The sequence below is a fragment of the Caulobacter ginsengisoli genome (genome assembly GCF_030814835.1).
In the GTDB taxonomy this organism is placed as follows: domain Bacteria; phylum Pseudomonadota; class Alphaproteobacteria; order Caulobacterales; family Caulobacteraceae; genus Caulobacter; species Caulobacter ginsengisoli.
This window is the reverse complement of the sequence record NZ_JAUSVS010000004.1, coordinates 86050-108795: the sequence shown is the minus strand read 5'-3', so window position 1 is coordinate 108795 and position 22746 is coordinate 86050. Positions and strand designations below refer to the sequence as shown.

The window sequence follows — 22746 nt, the reverse complement described above, 5'->3', positions numbered from 1 at the left end:
CTGGACGGCGATCACAGTTCTGTTACCGTCCCCCTGTCATGGCCCAAGCCAAGCGCAGCTACCGCCGCCTAGACGCCGACCAGGTGATCCTCACCATCGACCGGCTGCGGGACCGCGTCGGCGAGCGGTTCGCCGACGCCGGGCTGACCGAAGCGGCGGCCGAGCTGGGCCGCATGGCCCGCGACACCGTCAAGCGGGCGGGCGCGGCGCGGCCCTACTATTTCCTGCGGCTGCTGGTGCTGCTTCTGGCCCTCGTCGTCATGGGCGGCGCCGCCGCCATCGGCCTGCAGATCGACTGGCGCTCCGTTACCGACGGCTCGGACCTGCTGGGCCTGACCCAGGGGCTGGAGTCGCTGGTCAACCTGGTGATCCTGATGGGGGCCGGCATCTGGTTCCTGCTGACCCTGGAGGAGCGCTGGCGGCGGGCCCGGGTGCAGCGCTGGCTGCACGAACTGCGCGCCTTCGCCCATGTCGTCGACATGCACCAGCTGACCAAGGACCCGACCGTGGTCCTCAAGGCCGGCCCCTCGACGCCCTCCTCGCCGCAGCGGGCGATGACCGAGTTCCAGCTGGCCCGCTACCTGGAATACTGCGCCGAGATGCTGGCCCTGACCGGCAAGCTGTCGGCCCTCTATGCCGGCCAGTCGAACGACCACGTGATCATCGCCGCGGCCGGCGATGTCGAGAACCTCTGCACCGATCTGGGCCGCAAGGTCTGGCAGAAGATCATGATCCTCAGCCAGCTGGATGAGGGCCGCGCCTGAACCTGAGAGCGGGGGCTTTCGAGGAGACGACGATGCGTAAGGCGTTCATTCTGATGGCCGTTCTGGTCCTGACGGCCTGCAGTCGCCCGGCCGAACGGTCAGCGGTCTTTTCCGACGAAAAACTCGACGCCGCGGCGCCGGCCGCTGACGCCGCAGCCGCCCCGGTCATGATGCTGAAGCCGCCGCCGGCGAATGCGCGGGGCGGCGCGGAACCGGCGCCGGCCCCGGTTCCGATCAGCACGCCCCAACTGGCCTACAGCTACAGCTACGGCATATCCGCCTCGCCCAAGGGCGTGCGCGGCCTGCTCGCCGCCCACCAGGCCGCCTGCGCCGCCGCCGGGCTGAACCGCTGCCAGGTGGTCTCGTCCACCGTCAACGAGATGGGCGAGGACCGGGTGCGGGCGACGCTCAGCTTCCGCGCCACGCCGGATTGGCTGAAGACCTTCCGCGCCGGGATCGAGGGCCAGGCCCGCGACGCCGGCGGCAAGGTCAACCGGGCCGACGTCACCTCCGAGGACCTGTCGCGCCAACTGGTCGATACGGAAGCGGCGCTGCGGGCCAAGACCACCCTGCGCGACCGTCTGCAGAACCTGCTGGCGACCCGCCCAGGGAAGCTGTCCGACCTGGTCGAACTGGAACAGGCGCTGTCCAACGTCCAGGGCGAGATCGATACCACCACCTCCGAGCTGGCGATGATGCGGGCGCGGGTGGCGATGTCCGACGTCACCATCGGCTACGAGTCGGGCGGCGTCCTGGCGCCGCAGGGCGTGATGTCGCCGCTGACCGACGCCATCGGCGATTTCGTCGGCATCCTGGCCGGCACCATCGGGCTGATGATCCGCTTCATCGCCGTGGCGGCGCCCTGGGTCCTGCTGGTCGGCGGCCTGATCTGGCTGTTCCGCAAGCGGCTGCCGAAGTTCCGACGCAAGCCGGCGACGCCGGAGAGCTAGGGAGAGCTGCAACGCGCGCGGCGATCCGGGCCGGGAGCGGCGGCCGACCTCGTCAGCTGATCAGGTCGCCGCCCTTGGATCCACCCTCGATCGGATTGGCCGAGGGCGAGGCGAGGGGCTCGGAGAAGTCGGCCGGGGCCGGCCTGACCGCCGGCGCCTTGGGCTTGAGGCCGACCAGCCGCCGCAGCCAGGCCACCGCGCCGCCGAAGAAGGCCAGGATCAGCACAAGGAACTTCTTGCCGAACAGCAGGATCAGGCCCAGCAGCCCGGCCTTCTTGGCCACCGCCACGCCCGCGCCGGCGGCGACCAGCCCGGCGATGCCGAACCCGGCCGCCTTGTCGACGCCCTCCTTGTAGTCGGCGTATTGCTGGCCCTGGTCGAAGACGGCGGTGCGGGCGATGCCGTCCGCCGCGTCGCGCACGTTGGCCAGGTCGTCCATCGCCGCCACCACGTTGAGGCTCAGCACACCCTCGCGGCCCAGCACGCGGATGTCATAGTTCAGCGAGTGATTCTGGCTGGCGCTGGAAATCAGATCGCGGGCCCAGATCACCACATGGCCGTCGGGAAGATACTTCGGCGGCTCGGCCCAGCCGACCACGTTGATCTCCGGGAAGCCCTGCTTTTTGCGTTCGACGTTGTCGGCCGCGTCAGCGCTTTTGATGTCTTCGAGAATCTTGGCGTAGTCGGCGGTGCGGGCGTCCTTGTCCGACACATAGCCCACCGGATCGAAGGTGATCACCGCGCCCCAGGAGCCTTCGTCCATCGGCTTGAACCGCTTGGGAAAGATCATCCCCATGACGCCGTCCACCGCGTTCGGCGGATTGCCCCAGCCGTCGACCAGCACCTTGCGCGCGTCGTCCTTGCCAATGAAATAGTAGTCGTCCCCCAGATCGAGGCTGGCCTTGCCGTCCGGCAGCGCAATGCGGCCCGTCTGGCGCTTGAGGCTGTCCTGCCAGCTGTAGTCGGGCTGGGCCGGCGCGACGGCGGGCGGCGCGCCCTGGGCCAGGGCCGGCGCGGCCGGGCCGATCCATGCCAACAGCACGGCCAATCCCGCCGCCAACGCGACGGTCCGAAACAAACGCGACATTGAAAACCCCCAGAACCAGAACAACCCCGCGACGACCCTAGCGGCGAGGGAACAGGACCGCCACCTGAACCTGCGCGGCGATCAGCTGTTATGATGCCGCATGCGCGCCTTCGCCCACCTGCTTGACCGCCTGGCCCTGACCGGCTCGCGCAACGCCAAGCTGACCCTGGTGCGGGACTTCCTGAGCGAGACGCCCGACCCCGACCGGGGCTGGGCGCTGGCGGCCCTGACCGGCGAGTTGACCTTCGCCGAGGCCAAGCCGGCCGCCATTCGCAAGGCGGCGGAGGCCCGGCTGGACCCCATCCTGTTCCGCTGGTCCTACGATTTCGTCGGCGACCTGGCCGAGACCGTGGCCCTGGTCTGGCCCGCCGCGCCCGGCGCCAACCGCGAGCCGGAACTGTCGGAAGTCATCGAGACCCTGCGCACCACCGCCCGGGCCTCGGTCCAGGGCCATATCGAGCGCTGGCTGGACGCCCTGGACGCCGACGGCCGCTGGGCCCTGCTCAAGCTGCTGACCGGCGGCCTGCGGGTGGGCTTCTCCACCCGGCTGGCCAAGCAGGCCTGCTCCGACCTCGCCACGGCCAAGGGCTTGACTATCCCGGTCAGCGACATCGAGGAGGTTTGGCACGCGCTCAAACCACCCTACGAGGACCTGTTCGCCTGGCTGGAGGGCCGTTCGGAGGCCCCCAGCGCCGACAATCCGGGCCGTTTCCGCTCGGTGATGCTGGCCCAGGCCATCGACGAGGACGTCGATTTCGCCCGGCTCGACCCCGCCGCCTACGCCGCCGAGTGGAAGTGGGACGGCATCCGCATCCAGGCGGTCAGCGAGCGCGGCCAGCGCCGCCTCTACACCCGCACCGGCGACGACATCTCCGGCGCCTTTCCCGACGTTCTGGCGGCGCTGGACTTCGAAGGCGCCCTGGATGGCGAGCTGTTGGTGCTGCGCGACGGCGCCCTGGCCCCGTTCGGCGACCTGCAGCAGCGGCTGAACCGCAAGACGGTCGATGCGAAACTGCTCGCCGCCTACCCCGCCGGCATCCGCGCCTATGACCTGCTGCTCGACGGCGAAACCGACCTGCGCGCCCTCCCCTTCGCCGACCGCCGCCAGCGCCTGGAAGCCTTCGTCGCAAAACTGGCCACGCCCCGCATCGACCTCTCGCCCATGCAGCCCTTCGAGACCTGGGAGGAACTTACCGCCCTGCGCGCCAACCCGCCCCCCGGGGATCCTGCCCTCTCCGAAGGCCTGATGCTCAAGCGCTGGGACAGCCCCTACGAGGCCGGCCGGCCCAAGGGTCCCTGGTTCAAGTGGAAGCGCGATCCGCACCTGATCGACGCGGTGCTGATGTACGCCCAGCGCGGCCACGGCAAACGCTCCAGCTTCTACAGCGACTACACCTTCGGCGTCTGGCGCGAGGACGCCGAGGGCCACCGCTCGCTCACCCCGGTCGGCAAGGCCTATTTCGGCTTCACCGACGAGGAGCTGAAGCTGCTCGACAAGTTCGTCCGCGACCACACCATCGAACGCTTCGGCCCGGTGAGATCGGTCCGCGCCGACCAGGACTTCGGCCTGGTGCTGGAGGTGGCGTTCGAGGGGTTGCAGCGCTCGACCCGCCACAAGAGCGGGGTGGCGATGCGGTTTCCCAGGATCAGCCGGATACGCTGGGACAAGCCGTCTCGGGAGGCGGATGAATTGGCGACCTTGGAGCGGATGCTGGACTAGCTACCCGTTGAACCCCTTCACCGCCGCGATGATGCGGTCCTGGGTGACCTCGTCCATGTAGCTGTGCATCGGCAAGGCCAGCACGGTCCCGGCCAGGGCCTCGGTGACCGGCAGGCCGCCGGCGCCCTGCGGGAAGTGGGCGTAGGGTTCCTGCTGGTGCATGGGCACCGGATAGTAGACGGCGGTGGGGACGCCCTGGGTTTTCAGATGGGCGGCCAGGCCGTCGCGGTCGTTGTGCTGGATGACGTACTGGGCCCAGACCGAGACGCCGCCTTCGATCACCGCCGGCACGACCTTCACCGACCCGGCCAGACCCTCGGCGTAGCGGCCGGCGACGCGTTGGCGCAGGGCTATCTCTTCGGTGAAGATGGCCAGCTTCTCGATCAGGATGGCGGCCTGGATGGTGTCCAGGCGGCTGTTCATGCCGATGCGGGCGTTGAGATACTTGGACTCGTGCTCGAAGGCGCGGCCGTTGAGGTCGGCGGCGACCGCCTTGCCATGGACGCGGTAGCTGTCCATCAGGTCCCAGAGGCCGTCGTCCTTGCAGATCACCGCCCCGCCGTCGCCGTAGCAGCCCAACGGCTTGGCCGGGAAGAAGCTGGTGGTGGTGACGTCCGCCCAATGGATCGGGTGCTGGCCGTTCAGGGTGCAGCCAAATCCTTGCGCCGAGTCCGAGATCAGCTTCAGGCCATGCTTGTCGCAGATGGCCCGCAGACGCGGATAATCGGCCGGTTGGCCGAACAGGTCGACGGCGATGACCACGGCGGGCTTGAGCTTGCCGTCGGCCTTAACGCCTTCGATGGCGGCTTCAAGCCTGTCGGGGTCAATGTTGTAGGTGTCGGCCAGCACGTCGACGAACACCGGCGTCGCCCCGGTCCACGGCACGACTTCCGGCGTGGCGGTGAAGGTGAAGGACGGGCAGAAGACCGCGTCGCCCTCGCCCACGCCCCAGGCCATCAGCGGCAAGGCGATGGCGTCGGTGCCGTTGGCGCAGGAGAGCGAACGCTTGGCCTGGCCGAAGGCGGCGAGCTGTTCCTCGAAGGCGCGGACCTCGGGACCCATGACATAACCGCCGTGGTCGAGAACCCGGGCGATGGCGGCGTCGATCCTGCCCCGGATGCGCCGCTGCTGGGCGGCGAGGTCGATGAAGGCGATGTTCTGGCTCATGGGGCCGGCCTCTTAAGGCGGTGGGCGGTCAGCGGCGACACAAACCCTGTAACCGGATGTTTCCCGCAATTCGCTTCGGCGGGACAGCCCTGCCGAGCACGTCAGGCGGAAGTGTTTGCGGTTCCGCCGCCCGGACGTGCTCGCACAAAAATGCGGAACAAGCTTGCGCGGACCTCGTTCCCGAATGGGGCGCCACGCCGGGAAACTCATGCCGTCTATCGATCTCAGCGCTGTTTCGCGCCTCATCCCCCATGCCGACACCCGCGGCCTGGTCGCCGCCGGCTTCATCGACAAGGCCAGCCAGTTCGGCGTCGATCTGCTGGTGGCCGGCATTATCCTCGTCGGCACCTTCTGGGCCGCCGGCTGGTCATCCAGCCTGGTGCGCGGCGGCTTCAACCGCCTCAACGCCCGCCACCCCACCGACCCGACGGTGACTGGCTTCTTCTCCTCGCTGGTCCGCTATGTGGTGATCATCATCGGCCTGGTGGCGGTGCTGCAGCAGCTGGGCGTCAAGACCGCCTCGATCCTGGCGGTGCTGGGCGCCGCCTCCCTGGCCATCGGCCTGGCCCTGCAAGGCGCGCTGGCCAACATGGCGGCGGGAATCATGATCCTGCTGTTCCGGCCCTACCGGGTGGGCGACACCATCGAGAGCGCCGGCAAGAAGGGCACGGTGCGGGCGCTGGACCTGTTCTTCACCGAGCTGGCCACCGACTCCAACCTCAAGGTGCTGATCCCCAACGGCAAGGTGTTCGGCGACGTCATCGTCAACCACAGCGCCCATGGCCGGGTGCGGCTGGACCTGCTGTTCAAGCTGCCGGTCGACACCGACCTGCCGCCGCTGATGAAGGGGCTGATCGGCCGCTTCGAGGCCGATGAGCGTATCGACAAGACGCCCGAGCCTCGGCTGGAGGTCACCGGCATGGACAAGGACAATGTCGAGCTGACCGCCAAGCTCTGGGCCGGCCGCCAGGACAAGACCGCCCTGTCGGCCGACGTGATGCTGGCTGTCCGCGAACTTGCGGCCGCCAAACCGGAGATCAGGCCAGAGCCTGTTCCAGATCGGCCAGAAGGTCATCGCAATCCTCGATCCCGACGGACAGCCTGACCAGGGAATCGGTGATGCCGATCGCCGCCCGCTGGTCGGGCGGGATGGAGGCGTGGGTCATGATGGCCGGATGCTCGATCAGGCTCTCCACCCCGCCCAGCGACTCGGCCAGGGTGAAGAGTTGGGTGCGCTCCAACACCCGCCGGGTCCCGGCCAGGTCGCGGTTCAGGTCCACCGAGATGATGCCGCCAAACCCGCTCATCTGGCGTTTGGCGAGGTCGTGCTGCGGATGGCTGGCCAGGCCCGGATAGATGACCCGGCGCACTTCCGGCCGGCCTTCCAGCCAGGTGGCGATGCGAAGGGCGCTCTGGCAGTGACGCTCCATGCGCAGGGCCAGGGTCTTGAGACCGCGCAGGGCCAGGAAGCTGTCGAACGGCCCGGAGATGGCGCCGACAGCGTTCTGCAGGAACTTCATCTGGGTGGCGAGCTCGGCGTTGTCGCCGACCGCCACCACGCCGCCGACCATGTCCGAATGGCCGTTGAGGTATTTGGTGGTGGAATGCAGCACCAGGTCGAAACCATGCTCCAGCGGCCGCTGCACGAAGGGGCTGGCGAAGGTGTTATCGGCCACCGAGACCAGGCCCCGGCGCTTGGCGAGGTCCGCGACGGCGGCCAGGTCGACCAGCCGCAGGGTCGGATTGGTGGGGGTCTCGACCCACAGCATGCGGGTGTTTGGCTTGATGGCCGCCTCGATGGCCGCCACGTCGCTCATGTCGATGAAGGTGAAGTCCAGGCCCGCCGAGCGCCGCTTTACCCGCTCGAACAGCCGGTAGCTGCCGCCGTAGAGGTCGTCGCTGGCGATGACATGGGCGCCGCTGTCCAGCGTCTCCATAATGGTCGCGGCCGCCGCCAGCCCGGAGGCGAACGCGAAGGCCTGGGTCCCGCTCTCCAGATCGGCCACGCAGCGCTCGAAGGCGAAGCGGGTGGGATTCTGGCTGCGGGCGTATTCGAAGCCCTTGTGCACGCCCGGGCTCTCCTGGGCGTAGGTCGAGGTGGCGTAGATGGGGACCATCACCGCCCCGGTGGTCGGGTCGTGCTGCTGGCCGCCATGGATGGTGCGGGTGGCGAAGGCCAGGCGGTTCTTGCCGTCGGTTGAGCTCATCAGGCGGTCCGCCGCAGGTGGTTGATCAGGTCGACCCGGGTGATCAGGCCCAGCAGCTCCTCGCCGTCCATGACCACGGCCACCTCGTCGCGCTCGAAGACGGGATTGAGGCTGTCGATCGGCAGGTGGCTTTGCAGGGTGTGGACGCGGGCGGTCATCGCCGAGCCGACCTTGGAGCTGAGGCCATCCTCGCTCTTGGCCAGGGCGTTCAGCACGTCGCTCTCGTCGAGAATGCCGACCAGCTTGCCGTGGTCGACCACCGGCAGCTGGCTGATGTCGGCGCTGCGCATGCGGTTGTAGGCGGTCAGCAGGGTGTCGTCCGGCCCGATGACGATCACCCCGCCCTCGGCGTAGCGCTTGGCGATCAGGTCGCGCAGGTCGTTGTGGGTGGTGCGGTCCTCGAAGCCGTGGGCGGCGACCCACATGTCGTTGAACATCTTGGTCAGGTATTTGGCGCCGGTGTCGCAGACCAGGCTGACCACCCGCTTGGGCTCGGTCTGGGCGCGGCAGTATTTCAGGGCCGCGGCCAGCAGGGTCCCCGACGAGGAGCCGGCCAGGATGCCTTCCTTTTGCAAGAGCTCGCGGGCCGTCTCTACGCTCTCGCGGTCGGTGATCTCATAGGCCTTGGACACCAGGTCCATCTGGGCGTTCACAGGAATGAAGTCCTCGCCGATGCCCTCGACGATCCAGCTGCCCGCCTCGCCGTAGGTCCCGGTGTTGACGTAGTCGTAGAGGATCGAACCCTTGGGGTCGGCCAGGATCATCTGGGTCTTGGGCGAGGCTTCCTTGAAGTAGCGGCCCAGGCCCGTCAGCGTGCCGCCCGAGCCGACGCCGACCACCATGGCGTCGATGTCGCCATCCATCTGGTCGAGGATTTCCGGGCCCGTGGTGGCGTAGTGGGCGGCCGGGTTGGCCGGGTTTTCGAACTGGTTGACGAAGAAGGCCCCGGTCTTCTGGGCGATGGTCTGGGCCATGTCCTGATAGTATTCCGGGTGGCCCTTGCCGACGTCCGAGCGCGTGATGCGCACGTCCACGCCCATGGCCCGCAGGTGCAGGATCTTCTCCCGCGCCATCTTGTCGGGGACGATCAGGATCAGCTTATAGCCCTTGACGGTCGCCACCTGGGCCAGGCCCAGGCCGGTGTTGCCGGCGGTGGCCTCGATGATCGTGCCGCCGGGCTTCAGCGTGCCGTCCTTCTCGGCCGCGTCGATCATCGAGCGGGCGATGCGGTCCTTGATCGAGCCGCCGGGGTTCTGGTTTTCCAGCTTGAGGAACAGGCGGCAGGGGCCGGTGTCGATATGGGTGACCTCGACCATGGGCGTGCGCCCGATCAGGTCGAGGGCCGAATGGGCGGCCTTGGGCAGGTCGTTCATGATGGCTCACGCTAGGGAAATGTTTGGCCCGGCTCTAACGCGTATCGGGGCAAGGCGGAAGGCGGGACGGGGTTCAGCGTGGGAAATCCGTTCCCGCCAGGATGCGTTCCAGGAAGGCCGCCAGGTCGCCGCCATGGAAGCGGTGGCCGGCCACGCCGGCGGCGGCGGCGGCCTGCATGTCGCTCTCGCGGTCGCCGATCATCAGGGCGTTTGCGGGCTCGACCGCGAAGTCTTGGAGCGCCCGGACCAGCATGCCGGGATTGGGCTTGCGGTCGGGATGGTCGGGATGGCGGTACTGCTCGACCGGCGCGTCGGCCAGATAGGGACAGATGTAGAAGCCGTCGATTTGCGCGCCCTCGCCGGCCAGGTCTTCCTGCATGGCGGCGTGGAAGCCGTCGACATCGGCCTCGCCATAATAGCCCCGCGCCACGCCCGACTGGTTGGTGACCACCAGCACCAGCACCCCCGCGCGGTTCAGCGCCGCGACGGCGGCCTTGGCCCCGTCGATCCATTCCAGCTGATCGGGGCGGTGGGCATAGCCGTGGTCGACATTGAGCACGCCATCGCGATCGAACAGCACGGCGTAGCGGCGGTCGGCGGCGGTCATGTGCAATAGGTAGCCCTCGGCATGGCCTTCGCCTAGAAGCGGAAGCCATGGCGCCCGCTGAAATCATCGCTCTTCGCGATCAATTGAAGGACTGGCTGCTGCAGGCCGCCCTGCCGCTGTGGGCCGAGGTCGGGGTCGATGACCACGGCGGCTTCTATGAAAAGATCGGCATGGACGGCGCGCCGGTCGAGGCGCCGCGCCGGGCCCGCGTCACCGCTCGCCAGGTCTATGTGTTCGACCAGGCCGCCCGGCTGGGCTGGACTGGCCCCTCGGCCCGCCGGGCCGAGCAGGCCCTGCACCGGCTGATGGACCCCCACGGCTTCCTGCGTTCCGACGGCCTGGTCCGCATCCTGATCGCCGCCGACGGGACAGTGCTGGACGACACGCCCGCCCTCTATGAACAGGCCTTCGCCCTGCTGGCCCTGGCCGTGGCGGGACGGGAGGCGCCGGCGCTGAAGCTGCTGGACAGCCTGACGGCGCGGCAGGGCAAGGCCGGCGGCGGCTTCTATCTCGACGACACGCGCCACCCGCCGCTGGACGCCAACCCCCACATGCACCTTTTCGAGGCCTCGCTGGCCTGGCTCGAAGCCGGCGGCGGCCCGGCCTGGCGAGGCCTGGCGAGCAGCCTGGGCGACATCGCCCTCACCCATCTGATCGACCCGGCCAGCGGCGCCCTCGCCGAATTCCGCGACGACGACTGGCGCCCGGCCGCCGGATCGCCCCTCGACTGTGGCCACCAGTTCGAATGGGGCTGGCTGCTGCTGAAATTCGCCCGCCTGCTCGGCCGCGCCGACGCGGTGGCCCCGGCCCTCAGGCTGATCGCCATCGGCGAGACCCATGGGGTCGATCCGGCCCGCAATGTCGTCTTCAACCTGATGCAGCCGGACCTGACGCCGCTGGACCTGGAGGCCCGCCTGTGGCCGCAGACCGAGCGCCTCCACGCCCATGCCGTGGCCGCCGCCATGACCGGCGAGGCCGCCCACTGGCAGGGCGCGGCCGCCGGGGCGCGGGGCCTGATGGCCTATCTCGACACGCCGGTTCTGGGCCTCTGGCGCGACCGCAGGCTGGCCGATGGCGCCTTCGTCGAGGAGCCGGCCCCGGCCAGCTCGCTCTACCACATCGTCAGCGCCATCCTGGCCCTGGACGATGCGGTTGGCTGATCGCGCCCACAGGATAACTGACAGCCGCTTGCCTTGCGCCGCCGGGCGCCGTCCCATAAGTCCAGCCGCTAGCTCGCCCCAGAATTTGTGAGACCATCTTGGACATCAGTCCCGACCGCCTGACCCACCTGCAGCGCCTGGAGGCCGAGAGCATCCACATCATGCGCGAGGTGGCCGCCGAGTGCGAACGCCCGGTGATGCTCTATTCGATCGGCAAGGACAGCGCGGTGATGCTGCACCTGGCCGCCAAGGCCTTCTTCCCGTCCAAGCCGCCGTTCCCGCTGCTGCATGTCGACACCACCTGGAAGTTCCAGGCCATGTACGAGATGCGCGAGCGCATGGCCCGCGAGCTCGGTTTCGAGCTGATCGTCTACAAGAACCCCGAGGCCGAGGCGCGCGGCATCAACCCCTTCGACCACGGCAGCGCTCTGCATACGGACATGTGGAAGACCGAGGGGCTGAAACAGGCGCTGGACAAGTACGGCTTCGACGCGGCCTTCGGCGGCGCCCGCCGCGACGAGGAAAAGAGCCGGGCCAAGGAGCGCATCTTCTCCTTCCGCTCGGCCAACCAGCGCTGGGACCCCAAGAACCAGCGGCCGGAGCTCTGGAAGCTCTACAACAGCCGCAAGGCGCCGGGCGAAAGCATCCGCATCTTCCCGATCTCCAACTGGACCGAGCTGGACATCTGGCAATACATCCACCTGGAGAAGATCCCGATTGTCCCCCTCTACTTCGCCGCCGAGCGGCCGGTGGTCGAGCGGGACGGCACGCTGATCATGGTCGATGACGACCGCATGCGGCTGCACCCCGGCGAGGTCCCGCAGATGCGCAAGGTGCGCTTCCGCACCCTGGGCTGCTATCCGCTCAGCGGCGCGGTCGAGAGCGATGCGGCGACCCTGACCGAAGTGATCCAGGAGATGCTGCTGACCACCACCTCTGAACGCCAGGGCCGGATGATCGACCACGACCAGGCCGCCTCGATGGAGAAGAAGAAGCAGGAGGGCTATTTCTGATGGCCCATGTTTCCGACCTCATCGAAACCGACATCGACGCCTATCTCGAGTCCCACCAGCACAAGAGCCTGCTGCGTTTCATCACCTGCGGCAGCGTCGATGACGGCAAATCGACCCTGATCGGCCGGCTGCTCTATGACAGCAAGATGATCTTCGAGGACCAGATGGCGGCCCTCGAGGCCGACTCCAAGAAGGTGGGCACGCAGGGCGGCGAGATCGACTTCGCCCTCTTGGTCGACGGCCTGGCCGCCGAGCGCGAGCAGGGAATCACCATCGACGTCGCCTACCGCTTCTTCTCGACCGACAAGCGCAAGTTCATCGTCGCCGACACCCCCGGCCATGAGCAGTACACCCGCAACATGGTCACCGGCGCCTCGACCGCGGACCTCGCCGTCATCCTGATCGACGCCCGCAAGGGGGTGCTGACCCAGACCCGCCGCCACAGCTTCCTGGTGTCGCTGCTGGGCATCGGCAAGGTGGTGCTGGCGGTCAACAAGATGGACCTGATCGGCTGGGATCACGCGACCTACGACCGCATCGTCGCCGACTATCGCGCCTTCGCCGCCGAGATCGGCCTGGGGGACGTGCTGGCCATCCCGATCTCGGGCCTGAAGGGCGACAACATCGCCAGCCTGGGCGAGCACAGCCCCTGGTACGACGGCCCCACGCTGATGCACCACTTAGAGACAGTGGAGCTGGACGAGGATCGCCTGCGCCGCGGCCCCTTCCGCATGCCGGTGCAGTGGGTCAACCGCCCCGACCTCGACTTCCGCGGCTTCTCGGGCCTGATCAGCTCCGGCACGGTCAAGCCCGGCGACGCCGTCCGCGCCCTGCCCTCGGGCCGCACCTCGAGCGTCTCGCGCATCGTCACCTACGACGGCGACCTGGACGAAGCCGTCGCCGGCCAGTCGGTGACCATCACCCTCAAGGACGAGATCGACATCTCGCGCGGCGACGTCCTGAGCGTCGCCGACGCCCCGCCGGAGGTCGCCGACCAGTTCGAGACCACCCTGGTCTGGATGGCCGAGGAGCAGCTGTTCCCGGGCCGGCCCTATCTGCTGAAGCTGGGCAGCAAGCTGGTCGGGGCCCAGGTCACCGAGATCAAGCACAAGATCAACGTCAACACGCTGGAGCACATCGCCGGCAAGACGCTGGATCTCAACGAGATCGCCATCTGCAACATCGCCCTGGACCACGCCATCGCCTTCGAGGCCTACACCGCCGACAAGGACCTGGGCGGCTTCATCCTGATCGACCGGATCAGCAACGCCACCGTCGCCGCCGGGATGATCAAGTTCGCCCTGCGCCGCAGCCAGAACATCCACTGGCAGGCCACCGACGTCGACAAGACCGCCCGCGCCGCCCAGAAGAACCAGACGGGCCGCATCGTCTGGTTCACCGGCCTGTCCGGCGCCGGCAAGTCGACCGTCGCCAACCTTGTCGAGAAGCGCCTCCACGCGCTGGGCCGCCACACCTACCTGCTGGACGGCGACAACGTCCGCCACGGCCTCAACAAGAACCTCGGCTTCACCGAGGAGGACCGGGTCGAGAACATCCGCCGGGTGGCCGAGGTCGCCAAGTTGATGGTCGATGCCGGCCTGATCGTGCTGACCGCCTTCATCTCCCCCTTCCGCGCCGAACGCCGCATGGCCCGCGAGCTGATGGGCGAGGGCGAGTTCGTCGAGGTCTATGTGGACACCCCACTGGCCGTGGCCGAGCAGCGCGACGTCAAGGGCCTCTACAAGAAGGCCCGGGCCGGCGAGCTGAAGAACTTCACCGGCGTCGACAGCCCCTATGAGCCGCCGGAGCATGCCGAGATCGTGGTCGACACCTCGAAGCTGACGGCTGTGGAAGCCGCCGAGCGGATCGTGCAGTGGCTGGAAGGCAAGGCCCCGTAACTCCCTTCCTCCTCGATGGAGGAAGGGTTGGGGATGGTGGTGGTGGCAGTGCGTTTCCGGAGGAACGCTGGTGGGCGCATGAGCCCACCCACGCCTTTCGCCCAGACACCGAGCGCGCACCACCAACCCTGCCCTTCCTCCATCGAGGAGGAAGGGTTCTTTCGGTTCAAACCGGCGCGAAAACCCCCTAAGCCTAAGGCATGGAGATCGCCTACGAGGTCCGGCCGTTCGACGACGAGGTGCGCGCGGCCTATCTGGCCCTGCTGCCGGAACAGGCCGAGGCGATCGAGGCGGGCAAGCTGAACTGGAAGTTTCGCGATTCCCCGGCCGGCCAGGGCTGGGTGGCGCTGGCGCGAGACACCGCGACCGGCGAGATCGTCGGCATGAACGGCTTCGCCCCCGGCCGCGCCAAGCTGGGCGGGGTCAGGGTCCCGGCCTATCAGTCGATGGATACCATCGTCACCCCGGCGGCGCGGGGGAAGGGTGTCTTCACCCGGCTGGTGCAGGCCTTCTACGACGCCCAGGACCGCATCGGCGGCACGGTCTTCTACGGCTTTCCCAACGACAATTCCGCGCCGGGGTTCTTCAACAGGCTGGGCTGGGAGCGGCTGGGCAGTCCGCCCTTCGTCATCAAGCCGCTGCGGTCCGGCTACTTCGCCCGCAAGGTCCTGGGCGACTGGGCGGGTTTCCTGAACCTGCCCCTCTCCGTAGTCGGACGGCCCCGCGCCGATATCCGCGACATCGAGCGCTTCGACGAGCGCGCCGACCCGCTGTGGAACGCCTTCTCCGCCGGCCTCTACTGCGGCCTGGACCGCACCCACGACTATCTGAACTGGCGCATCTTCGACCACCCGGCCGCCAGCTACAAAACCCGCGGGATCTTCGGCGAGCACAACGACCTGAAGACCTTCGTCACCACCCACATCGGCGAGCGCCAGGGCGGGGTCATCGGCTCGGTGATGGAAGCCCTCTGCCGGCCCGACAGCCGCCACGACCTGCAGCTGCTGCTGACCGACGCCCTGGCCGACATGCGATCCCAGGGCGCCGACGCGGCCCTCGCCTGGTGCGCCCCGCACAGCCCCAGCTGGCCGGTCTTCCGGCGCCTCGGCTTCCTGCCCATGCCCGAGGCCCTGCGGCCCATCCACCTGCATTTCGGCGTCCGCGCCCTGTCGGCCGATGGCGTCGCCGCGACCGTCGGGCCCGAGGCCTGGTATCTCAGCTACCTGGACTCGGACACGCTGTGACCGCCCGGTTCATCCTGTCGCTGGACTGCGAGGGCAAGTGGGGCGTGGCCGACCACCTGACCCCCGCCGATCACGCCGGCCTGTCGGACGCGCGGCTGCGCCAGGCCTATGGCGACATCATCGCCCTGCTGGACGAGTTCGACCTGCCGGCCACCTTCGCCTTCGTCGGCTGTTTCTCGCTGAGCGCCCAGGCCCTCGCCGACCTGCGGCCAGACCTGAAGGGCGCCTATGTGGCCCCCGCCCTCGCCGACGCCTTGGACGGCAGTCGGCAGGGCTGGACCGGAGACTGGGCATTGGAGGCCGTGCAGGCCGCCAGGACCAGGCACGAGATTGGCCTGCACGGCGTCACCCACACCCCCTGGGACCAGCTGGACGAGGCCGGGGCGCGGGCCGAGATGGCCCTGCTCTACCAGGCCAGGGCGCCGATGCTCCGTGACCTGACCACCTGGATCTATCCGCGCAACGCCCAGGCGCACGAGGCGGTGCTGGACGAGTTCGGCCTGGCGGGCCTGCGTGAGGAGCGGCCCTCCGGCTCCCGCGCCTTGCGGCTACTGTCGGAGTTCAATCTCTGGAGCCCGCCGGACAGCGATCTGGAAGCCAGCCGGCCGCTGCGCATCCCGCCCGGCTATTTCGTCAACTGGCGCAGCGGCGCGCGCCGGGCCGTGCCGGTCTCGCTCAGCGTCGAACGGGCCCGGCAGATGCTGGCCACGGCGGCGCGAACCGATGGCGTCGTCCACTACTGGACCCACCCGGAGAACCTCGCCACCGCGCCGGAAACCCTGCTGGTGCTGCGTGGCGTCGTCGAGGCGGCGGCGCGGGCGCGGGACGCCGGCGCCTGTCAGGTGCTGACCCAGGACGGCTACTGCCGCGCCATCGCGCCGGGCCACGTCGTCGCCTGTGAGGCGCGGCGCGACGCGCTGCTCAAGGCTTGATCAGGTCGGCCCAGTCCGGCTTGCGCCCCGGCCCCACGGCCTTCCAGGCGGCGTCGTAGCGGGCGCGCCAGCGGTCAGGATCGGCCAGTTCGGCGGCCATTATCGCCAGCGACGGGGCGTCCTTGGCCCGGGCCGGGATCTGGGCGACCGCGCAGGCCGGGTCGCCGGGATCGCCGAAGACGATCGGCAGCTTGCCCAGGCGCAGCATGTCGATGGCGGCGGTCGAAGGGCTGGTGATGACCACCGCGAAGGCGCGGGCGCCGCTCAGATCCCGGTTGTCGGGGTCCCATAGGGTGAAGCCCAGCCGCCGGCCCTCCGCCAGGGCCGAACTCTGGACGATAGCCGGCAGGCTGTAGAGGACCGGATGCGGCTTCCAGGTCACCCCGGCGCGCGGCTGTCCGGCCATGTCGGCGGCGCGGGCGACGCTGCGCAGCAGAGCCACCTCGGCCCGCAACCCGCGCGCCTGGTAGTCGGGATCCATCGGATGAGCGCGGTTGGAAAGCAGCAACCAGCCTGTCCCGTCGGGGCAGGGTGCGGGCTTGGCCTTGAGGGCCGCGGTCCTGCCATAGCCGCCCAGGGCGCGGTGCCAGCGGGCGTCGCTGTCGCACTGGAAGACGGCGAGATCGGAAAGGCCGGTGAAGTTCCAGCCCTGGCTGACGCCATGCACATAATGGACGGTGCGGGCGCCGGCGGCCTTGAGGCCCAGTTCCAGCAGACTGGTGTCGGCCAGCCCCGTATGGCCGAACACCACCGTGCCGGCGCCGCCGCCCTGCCGCTTAGTCCAGCGGCGCGAGGCCAGACCCTGGGCCAGGCGATAGACGATGGCGACCATCTCCCGGGTCGGCGGCAAAGGGGTCGGCCGGTCGGCGGCGACATGGAAGCCGACGGTCAGCACACTGATCAATTCACCCAGGATCGCCACCGCGTCGCCCAGGCTCCAGGGACGGAAAAGGCGCGGTTTGGCCAGGCCCCGGGCGGCGAACAGGCCGGCGACGGCGCCCAGGCTGCGTTGCGGCCGGCCCAGCAGCAGGATCGGGGTCTCCGGGGCCTGGGCGATCAGCAGGTCGAGCAGCGGCGTGGTGCGGTTGGCGATCTCGCCGTGCAGGGCGGCCCAAGGGCCGGGCGGCGGCCAGTGCGGATCGCGGGCGAACAGCAGGGCGGTGATCAGCCAGGCCGGCACGCCCAGAAGGGCGGCGCGCCACATCGCCAGGCGCCCGCCCAGGCCCGCCGGACGGCCGGACGGCTTGCGGCCGGCGGCGGCCCCCGCCGCTGCCTTGTCCAGTTCCAGGGTCCAGAGCTGCTCGGGAGTCATGCGGCCAGAACCGCCAGGTCGGCGAACAGCGCCGCCGTCGCCCGCTGGCCGTCGGCGAGATAGTCGGCGAGATTGGCCTGCTCGGCGGCGCTCCAGGGGACAGGGACCGGGCGCAGGGCCGCCAGCTCGGTGGGGCCGATCAGCCGGGCCGGGTCGAGGCCGGCGTCCTCGAGGACCGCGGCGATCTTGTGGGTGTTGGAATCCAGGGCCAGCAGCGGCGTGCCCGCCGCCAGGGCGAAGGTGGCGGCGTGGAAACGGCCGGTGACCAGCATCTCCAGCCCGGCGATACGGTCCATATAGGCGGCGTCGTCCGCCGAACGGGCGCCGTAGCTGGCCAGGCGCGCCCCGGCCAGGGCCACCAGCCGGGCGGGGTGGAGCAGGTCCTGACGCCCCAGCGTCTGACGCACCCAGGCCAGCCGGCCGCCGCCATACTGGATGGGAACGGGGACGCCCCGCACGCGGCGGCGAGCCGATTCCAGGGCCGGGACCAGCGATCGCACCACGCTGTCGGTAAAGCCGACTCCCTGCCGGCGAGGCGCGGGGGTGACGGTCTCGTAGAGCGACAGATCGGGGACTCTCCGAGCCCGGAAACCTGCTTCGGCGATCTCGTCGACGCTGCGGGTTTCCCGCGCTGCGATCAGGGCGAATTCGGCGAGGCTCGCCGCCGGATTGGTCTGCCAGGAGGCGTTGATCAGGGCGGCGGGTATGCCCCGCGCTCGCGCCGCGGCGCCCGCTTCCAGCAGCAGCGCCCCAGCCGGACGGTCATGATGGATCGTGCCCTCGCCATTGACGATGACCAGCCGCGCCCGCTCGAAGGCGGCCATGAAGGCCGGATCGGCCCGCCAGTCGGCATGGGCCGGCGCGGTGGCGATGACCTCCAGTTCGTTGGCGGAGGCCAGATCCAGCAGGGTGCGCATCACCCGCCCGCAGCCGTGATGGCGGTCGACGCGGGTGTCGTTGATGACGACGATGGGGATGGCGGCCCGCCCGCTCACCGCCGGCGCCCTAGGACCACAGCAGGTTGTTGTAGGGCAGCCAGGAGGTCTTGGCGAAATAGGAGAAGTTCAGCCAGACGAACAGCACGCCGGCATAGAGGCCGAACACCGCCAGGGTGATGGGCGTGCGGCGGCTCTTGTCGAACATCTCCGGCAGCCGCGAGAAGATCGCCACCTGGATGGGCAGCAGATACATGCTCATCCGGTCGGTGGCGGCGGGCGAGGTGAACACCGCCAGGGACATCAGGATCGTCACCCCCGACATCAGCATATAGAGGTGGGCGTCGTCATAGAGCTCGTTCCAGCGCTTGCGGAAATAGAAGAACACCCCGGCGGCGGCGACGTTCATGGCGATCCGCGGCAGGGCGCCGGAGGCGACGATGTCGGCCCCGACATAGCTGTCGCTGTAGTAGCTCATCGCGTCCTTCAGGAAGAAGTTCGAGACGACGAAGAAGGTCAGGCCGCCGACGATCAGCGGCAGGATGCTGAAGCGGTTGTGGATGAACCAGGCCGGCAGGAAGAACACCGCCGCCGTGCGGTGGAACAGCACCGCCAGGGTGACGAAAATCAGGTAACGGATCAGCTTGCGGTCGGAAAAGGCGTTGAAGGCGAACATCAAGAGGCCGATGGCGGTGGCCTGACGCGTGGCCCCCATGCCGATGCCGATGACCATGACCGGGATCGCCATGGCCAGGGTGCGCCAGAAGTTGGGCTGGCGGCGGCAGAAGGCGAACAGGCCGCCGACCAGGACGATGGAGCAGGCGACGTTGACGCCATAGACGTCCCAGCCCAGCCGGGAACTCAGCCAGTTCAGTATGGCGTAGGCCGGCTCGACCGAAGTGGCGACCCCCACGAAGTCCCGCGCTTGGTCGCGGTAGAACATCTTCAGATAGTTGTTCCAGTCGTGGCCGACGTGGTCACGCAGGCCGATCAGCAGGATCAGGATCAGGGAGAAGACGCCCAGAATGACGTAGCGCGAGATACGGTCGACGCGGTACGGCGAGATGCTGGTCAGCGCCGGCGTCATGAACATGAGCCAATAGATCCACATACCGGGCGGCTTCCCCCACGCGACGTTCCTGAAGCAGGCTGAGGGTTAGCAGAGTTGATCGGGGCGGGCGAGGTGGCGATGTCGGCCGCCGGGCTGTTAGGTTGGGCCAGCGGGGCGGACCCGGGAGGACAGCTTCATGCGCAGATGGATCATCGCCGCCGCCGCGGCAGCCGCCGGCCTGATCTCGGCGGCTCCGGCCCTGGCCGACACCCTGCCGGTCATGCCCCCCGCCATGCCCCAGGACCTGGACACCACCTTCCTGACCGACGGCGACGGCACGTTCCTGTTCATGAGCCTGCCCAAGCCCGGCGCACGCCAGACCGACCAGCCCATCGTCTGGTTGATCCTCGGCTGGGCCTCCTCCGAAAAGGCCGACTATACCGCCTCCTACCACCAGATCGACTGCCAGGCCCACCGCATGCGCTCTTTCGGCAGCGTGACCTATGACGGCCGGGGCAAGCTGATCGAACGCCAGCTCCGCGAGCCGGCCTGGGAGGACATCCAGTCGGGCACCATCGGGGGCGACGCCGAAGTCATGGCCTACCGCGGCGTCGCCTCCCCCGAGCGGATCCTGCACGGCCTCGCCCAATTCCGCACCGACCTCGACGCCCGTCGGCGGGCGCCGGATGAATTGCGCCCGCGGGAGCCGGCGGATTAGGCCTTCAGCCGCTTCACCGCCGCCTCCAGCGACCGCTCGCCCTCGCCGTAGTCCTCCCAGGCCGTGGTCTTGGCCAGGGCGTCAGGGACCGTCCGCACGGTCCAGGCCTTGGGATCCAGGCCCTTGCGGACCTGGGTCCAGTTGAGCGGGAACGAGACCGTCGCCCCGGCCCTGGCGCGGGGCGAGAGGGGGGCGACGGCGGTGCTCATGCGGTCGTTGCGCAGGTAGTCGAGGAAGATGCGCCCGCCCCGCAGCTTCTTGGCCATGTTGATCACATAGCGGTCGGGGCTGTCGGCCGCCATGCGGGCGCAGACCTCGCGGGCGAAGGCCTTGGCCTCGTCCCAGGAAAGCTTCGTCGGCTTGAGCGGGGTCACCACGTGCAGGCCCTTGCCGCCGGTGGTCTTGCAGAACGAGACCAGGCCCAGGGTCTCCAGCCGGTCGCGGACCTCGCGGGCGGCCTCGATCACCGCCTCGAAGCCCAGGCCCTCGCCGGGGTCCAGGTCAAAGACCAGCCGGCCGGGAACCTCGGGCTGGTCCGGCCGGCAGTTCCAGGGATGCAGCTCGACCCCACCGATCTGGGCGGCGGCGGCCAGGGCCTCGAGGCGGTTGAAGACCAGGTAGGGCTTGTGGTCGCCGCTGACCTCGACCTCATCGATCAGGGCCGAGGAACCACGCATCGCATGGCGCTGGAAGAACTGCTCGCCGCCGATGCCGTCGGGGATGCGGATCAGCGAGCAGGGCCGGCCCTGGATGTGGGGCAGCATCCAGCCGCCGACCGCCTCGAAATAGCGGGCCAGGTCGAGCTTGGTCACCGGCGTCTCGTCGCCGGCCGCATTGGGCCAGAGGGCCTTGTCGGGATGGGAGAGGGTGACGCCCATGACGATAGCCTTGTCCTTCCCGGTCGGTTTGACCAGGGGCGTGGTCGGGGCGGCGGGTTTTTCGGCCTCGACTTCGGCGGCGGGCTTGTCCTCGCGCAGGCCCTTGAAGCTGGCCTGGCGCAGTGAGCCGTCGCCCGTGAAACCGGCGTATTCGATCTCGGCCACCAGATCCGGCCTGACCCAGTGGACGCCCGGACCCTTGCGGGGACCGTTGTGGAACGGGCTTTTCTCGGTCTCCAGCGCCTTGAGCCGGGGCAGCAACCGGGCGACCTTGCCGGCGCCATAGCCCGAGCCGATGCGGCCGACATGGATCAGACGCTCGCCGCGATAGACCCCGGCGATCAGCGACCGGAAGGCCTCGCCCGTGGTCGTCCAGCCGCCGATCACCACCTCATGGCCGGCCCGGCACTTGGCCTTGGTCCAGTCGTTGCCCCGGCCCGAGCGATAGGGGGCGTCGAGCCGCTTGGAGACGATGCCCTCCAGGTCCATGCGGCAGGCCGATTGCAGCACAGCCTCGCCGCCGGTTTCGAAATGCTCGACGTAGTGCAGACGCTTGTCGGCGCCTTCCAGCAGGCCGCGCAGCCGGGCCTTGCGGCCCTCGAGCGGCAGGGGCCGCAGGTCCTCGCCCTCGGCGAACAGCAGGTCGAAGGCGAAGAACACCAGGTCGGCTGTCTTCTGGTCGGATATGGCCGCCTGCAGCGCCGCGAAATCGGGCGAGCCGGTATGGTCCAGGGCGCAGATCTCGCCGTCGATCATGCTGTCGGGCAGGCCCTCGCCCGCCTTGGCGATCTCCCGGAACTTCTCTGTCCAGTCCAGGCCCTTGCGGGTGAACAGCTGCGCCTTGCCGGCCTCGACGCGCAGCTGCATGCGGTAGCCGTCGAACTTGACCTCATGTCCCCAGCCGCCGCCCTGGCCCGGCCGGTCGACCAGCTTGCAGAGCTGGGGCTCGACGAAGCGGGGCATCCGATCAACGGCCCTGGGTTTGGCGGCCTTGCTGGCGGCGACCTTGGGCGAGGCGGCGGCGGTGGAGTGGGCGTTCTCGCGGCTCTGCCAGACGGCGTCGGCGGCGGCGTGGCTGGCGGTCATGAAGGGCTTTGGACCCTTGCCCTTGCCCGCCGCGATCTCGGCCATCGTCCGCCCCGAAGCGACCGAGCGGTCCTCCAGCGCCTTGGCCTCGCCATGCCCCTCGACCGCGAACTCGTCGCGATGCTTGATCAGCAGCCAATTGTGCCGCTTGGCCCCGGGCTTGTCGTCGCGCATCCGCACCAGGGCCCAGGAGCCGTGCATGCGCTCGCCCTCGATGACCAGCTTGAGGTCGCCCTTCTTCAGCCCCTTGTCGATGTCGGTTCCGGGTTCGGGCGCCCAGTAGCCGCGGTCCCACAGCTGCACCGTGCCGCCGCCATACTGGCCCTTGGGGATGGTCCCCTCGAAGTCGCCATAGTCGAGCGGATGCGGCTCGACCTCGACGGCCAGCCGCTTATCGTGCGGGTCGAATGACGGACCACGCGTGACCGCCCAGGACAGGAAGACGCCCTTGTGCTCGAGCCGCAGGTCGAAATGCAGGCGGGTGGCGGCGTGCTTCTGGATGACGAAGCGCAGGCGGTTGGACGGCTTGACCTTGGCGTCTCGCCCCGACGGCTCGGCGGTGACGCCGAAATCGCGCATCGACTGGTAGCGTGAGAGTTTCGCGGTCGCCATGGGTGCTCCTCGGGATCGAGGGCGAAACGACT

19 protein-coding genes are annotated in these 22746 nt (G+C 69.0%); 10 read left to right on the top strand and 9 right to left on the bottom strand.

Annotation, left to right across the window (positions count from 1 at the left end; all coding sequences use genetic code 11):
* The first annotated feature begins 38 nt into the window (after window positions 1–38).
* The gene (locus tag QO010_RS12160) at window positions 39–764 is read left to right on the top strand and encodes a hypothetical protein (RefSeq protein ID WP_307349469.1); all 726 of its coding nucleotides are present in this window, start codon (window positions 39–41) and stop codon (window positions 762–764) included.
* A 32-nt stretch (window positions 765–796) separates the two neighbouring features.
* Window positions 797–1714 (top strand): DUF4349 domain-containing protein, encoded by a 918-nt coding sequence (locus QO010_RS12155; RefSeq protein ID WP_307349466.1) that lies wholly within the window; start codon window positions 797–799, stop codon window positions 1712–1714.
* Window positions 1715–1766: 52 nt separating this feature from the next.
* On the opposite strand, the gene QO010_RS12150 is transcribed toward QO010_RS12155, so the two are convergent.
* Window positions 1767–2801, bottom strand: coding sequence for a DUF2167 domain-containing protein (locus QO010_RS12150; RefSeq protein ID WP_307349465.1), 1035 nt, complete (start codon window positions 2799–2801; stop codon window positions 1767–1769).
* A 100-nt stretch (window positions 2802–2901) separates the two neighbouring features.
* On the opposite strand from QO010_RS12150, the gene QO010_RS12145 reads away from it, so the two are divergent.
* Complete coding sequence (locus QO010_RS12145; RefSeq protein ID WP_307349463.1) at window positions 2902–4521, top strand: cisplatin damage response ATP-dependent DNA ligase; 1620 nt, start codon at window positions 2902–2904, stop codon at window positions 4519–4521.
* Here the strand turns inward: QO010_RS12145 and QO010_RS12140 are convergent, their stop codons facing one another.
* Complete coding sequence (locus QO010_RS12140) at window positions 4522–5688, bottom strand: DegT/DnrJ/EryC1/StrS family aminotransferase (RefSeq protein ID WP_307349461.1); 1167 nt, start codon at window positions 5686–5688, stop codon at window positions 4522–4524.
* 208 nt (window positions 5689–5896) lie between these two features.
* Here QO010_RS12140 and QO010_RS12135 point away from each other — a divergent pair, with 208 nt between their 5' ends.
* Window positions 5897–6793, top strand: a complete 897-nt coding sequence (locus QO010_RS12135; protein ID WP_307349459.1) for a mechanosensitive ion channel family protein — start codon at window positions 5897–5899, stop codon at window positions 6791–6793.
* On the opposite strand, the gene QO010_RS12130 is transcribed toward QO010_RS12135, so the two are convergent.
* From QO010_RS12130 to QO010_RS12120, 3 genes are all read right to left on the bottom strand, one after another.
* The gene (locus QO010_RS12130) at window positions 6726–7895 is read right to left on the bottom strand and encodes a cystathionine gamma-synthase (protein WP_307349457.1); all 1170 of its coding nucleotides are present in this window, start codon (window positions 7893–7895) and stop codon (window positions 6726–6728) included. The two genes, QO010_RS12135 and QO010_RS12130, sit on opposite strands and share 68 nt — an antisense overlap.
* Window positions 7895–9268: a pyridoxal-phosphate dependent enzyme gene (locus QO010_RS12125; RefSeq protein WP_307349455.1), complete on the bottom strand. Its 1374-nt coding sequence runs from the start codon at window positions 9266–9268 to the stop codon at window positions 7895–7897. The genes QO010_RS12130 and QO010_RS12125 overlap by 1 nt, the downstream gene beginning before the upstream one ends.
* 73 nt (window positions 9269–9341) lie before the next feature.
* Window positions 9342–9875 carry an HAD family hydrolase gene (locus tag QO010_RS12120; protein WP_307349451.1) on the bottom strand — a complete coding sequence of 178 codons (534 nt, stop codon included), beginning with the start codon at window positions 9873–9875 and terminating at the stop codon, window positions 9342–9344.
* A 47-nt stretch (window positions 9876–9922) separates the two neighbouring features.
* On the opposite strand from QO010_RS12120, the gene QO010_RS12115 reads away from it, so the two are divergent.
* From QO010_RS12115 to QO010_RS12095, 5 genes are all read left to right on the top strand, one after another.
* Entirely contained in the window at window positions 9923–11035 is a 1113-nt protein-coding gene (locus QO010_RS12115) for an AGE family epimerase/isomerase (RefSeq protein ID WP_307349449.1), read from the top strand.
* A gap of 83 nt (window positions 11036–11118) precedes the next feature.
* Window positions 11119–12048 (top strand): sulfate adenylyltransferase subunit CysD, encoded by a 930-nt coding sequence (gene cysD / locus QO010_RS12110; protein ID WP_307349830.1) that lies wholly within the window; start codon window positions 11119–11121, stop codon window positions 12046–12048.
* Window positions 12048–13946 carry a sulfate adenylyltransferase subunit CysN gene (gene cysN, locus QO010_RS12105; protein ID WP_307349448.1) on the top strand — a complete coding sequence of 633 codons (1899 nt, stop codon included), beginning with the start codon at window positions 12048–12050 and terminating at the stop codon, window positions 13944–13946. The genes cysD and cysN overlap by 1 nt, the downstream gene beginning before the upstream one ends.
* A 200-nt stretch (window positions 13947–14146) precedes the next feature.
* Complete coding sequence (locus tag QO010_RS12100; protein WP_307349446.1) at window positions 14147–15190, top strand: GNAT family N-acetyltransferase; 1044 nt, start codon at window positions 14147–14149, stop codon at window positions 15188–15190.
* Window positions 15187–16122, top strand: a complete 936-nt coding sequence (locus QO010_RS12095) for a polysaccharide deacetylase family protein (RefSeq protein ID WP_307349445.1) — start codon at window positions 15187–15189, stop codon at window positions 16120–16122. Before QO010_RS12100 ends, QO010_RS12095 begins: the two co-directional genes overlap by 4 nt.
* Here the strand turns inward: QO010_RS12095 and QO010_RS12090 are convergent.
* Genes QO010_RS12090 through QO010_RS12080 form a run of 3 tightly spaced genes read right to left on the bottom strand, consistent with a single transcriptional unit; the run spans window position 16112 to window position 19456 of the window.
* Window positions 16112–17434: a hypothetical protein gene (locus QO010_RS12090; RefSeq protein WP_307349444.1), complete on the bottom strand. Its 1323-nt coding sequence runs from the start codon at window positions 17432–17434 to the stop codon at window positions 16112–16114. The two genes, QO010_RS12095 and QO010_RS12090, sit on opposite strands and share 11 nt — an antisense overlap.
* The gene (locus tag QO010_RS12085) at window positions 17431–18429 is read right to left on the bottom strand and encodes a polysaccharide pyruvyl transferase family protein (protein WP_307349443.1); all 999 of its coding nucleotides are present in this window, start codon (window positions 18427–18429) and stop codon (window positions 17431–17433) included. The genes QO010_RS12090 and QO010_RS12085 overlap by 4 nt, the downstream gene beginning before the upstream one ends.
* A 10-nt stretch (window positions 18430–18439) precedes the next feature.
* Complete coding sequence (locus QO010_RS12080; protein ID WP_307349442.1) at window positions 18440–19456, bottom strand: EpsG family protein; 1017 nt, start codon at window positions 19454–19456, stop codon at window positions 18440–18442.
* 160 nt (window positions 19457–19616) lie between these two features.
* Here QO010_RS12080 and QO010_RS12075 point away from each other — a divergent pair, with 160 nt between their 5' ends.
* Window positions 19617–20138 carry a hypothetical protein gene (locus QO010_RS12075; RefSeq protein ID WP_307349440.1) on the top strand — a complete coding sequence of 174 codons (522 nt, stop codon included), beginning with the start codon at window positions 19617–19619 and terminating at the stop codon, window positions 20136–20138.
* Here QO010_RS12075 and ligD read toward each other — a convergent pair.
* Window positions 20135–22714 (bottom strand): DNA ligase D, encoded by a 2580-nt coding sequence (ligD, locus tag QO010_RS12070; protein WP_307349439.1) that lies wholly within the window; start codon window positions 22712–22714, stop codon window positions 20135–20137. The two genes, QO010_RS12075 and ligD, sit on opposite strands and share 4 nt — an antisense overlap.
* Between the last annotated feature and the right edge of the window lie 32 nt (window positions 22715–22746).

Excerpts from the sequence above, each read along its gene's own strand:
- cysN (WP_307349448.1), top strand. The coding sequence starts at position 12,048 with ATGGCCCATGTTTCCGACCTCATCGAAACCGACATCGACGCCTATCTC.
- QO010_RS12100 (WP_307349446.1), top strand. The coding sequence starts at position 14,147 with ATGGAGATCGCCTACGAGGTCCGGCCGTTCGACGACGAGGTGCGCGCG.
- QO010_RS12140 (WP_307349461.1), bottom strand. The coding sequence starts at position 5,688 with ATGAGCCAGAACATCGCCTTCATCGACCTCGCCGCCCAGCAGCGGCGC.
- QO010_RS12125 (WP_307349455.1), bottom strand. The coding sequence starts at position 9,268 with ATGAACGACCTGCCCAAGGCCGCCCATTCGGCCCTCGACCTGATCGGG.
- QO010_RS12130 (WP_307349457.1), bottom strand. The coding sequence starts at position 7,895 with ATGAGCTCAACCGACGGCAAGAACCGCCTGGCCTTCGCCACCCGCACC.
- QO010_RS12120 (WP_307349451.1), bottom strand. The coding sequence starts at position 9,875 with ATGACCGCCGCCGACCGCCGCTACGCCGTGCTGTTCGATCGCGATGGC.
- QO010_RS12115 (WP_307349449.1), top strand. The coding sequence starts at position 9,923 with ATGGCGCCCGCTGAAATCATCGCTCTTCGCGATCAATTGAAGGACTGG.
- QO010_RS12150 (WP_307349465.1), bottom strand. The coding sequence starts at position 2,801 with ATGTCGCGTTTGTTTCGGACCGTCGCGTTGGCGGCGGGATTGGCCGTG.
- QO010_RS12160 (WP_307349469.1), top strand. The coding sequence starts at position 39 with ATGGCCCAAGCCAAGCGCAGCTACCGCCGCCTAGACGCCGACCAGGTG.
- QO010_RS12135 (WP_307349459.1), top strand. The coding sequence starts at position 5,897 with ATGCCGTCTATCGATCTCAGCGCTGTTTCGCGCCTCATCCCCCATGCC.
- QO010_RS12090 (WP_307349444.1), bottom strand. The coding sequence starts at position 17,434 with ATGACTCCCGAGCAGCTCTGGACCCTGGAACTGGACAAGGCAGCGGCG.
- QO010_RS12145 (WP_307349463.1), top strand. The coding sequence starts at position 2,902 with ATGCGCGCCTTCGCCCACCTGCTTGACCGCCTGGCCCTGACCGGCTCG.
- QO010_RS12075 (WP_307349440.1), top strand. The coding sequence starts at position 19,617 with ATGCGCAGATGGATCATCGCCGCCGCCGCGGCAGCCGCCGGCCTGATC.
- QO010_RS12080 (WP_307349442.1), bottom strand. The coding sequence starts at position 19,456 with ATGACGCCGGCGCTGACCAGCATCTCGCCGTACCGCGTCGACCGTATC.
- ligD (WP_307349439.1), bottom strand. The coding sequence starts at position 22,714 with ATGGCGACCGCGAAACTCTCACGCTACCAGTCGATGCGCGATTTCGGC.
- QO010_RS12155 (WP_307349466.1), top strand. The coding sequence starts at position 797 with ATGCGTAAGGCGTTCATTCTGATGGCCGTTCTGGTCCTGACGGCCTGC.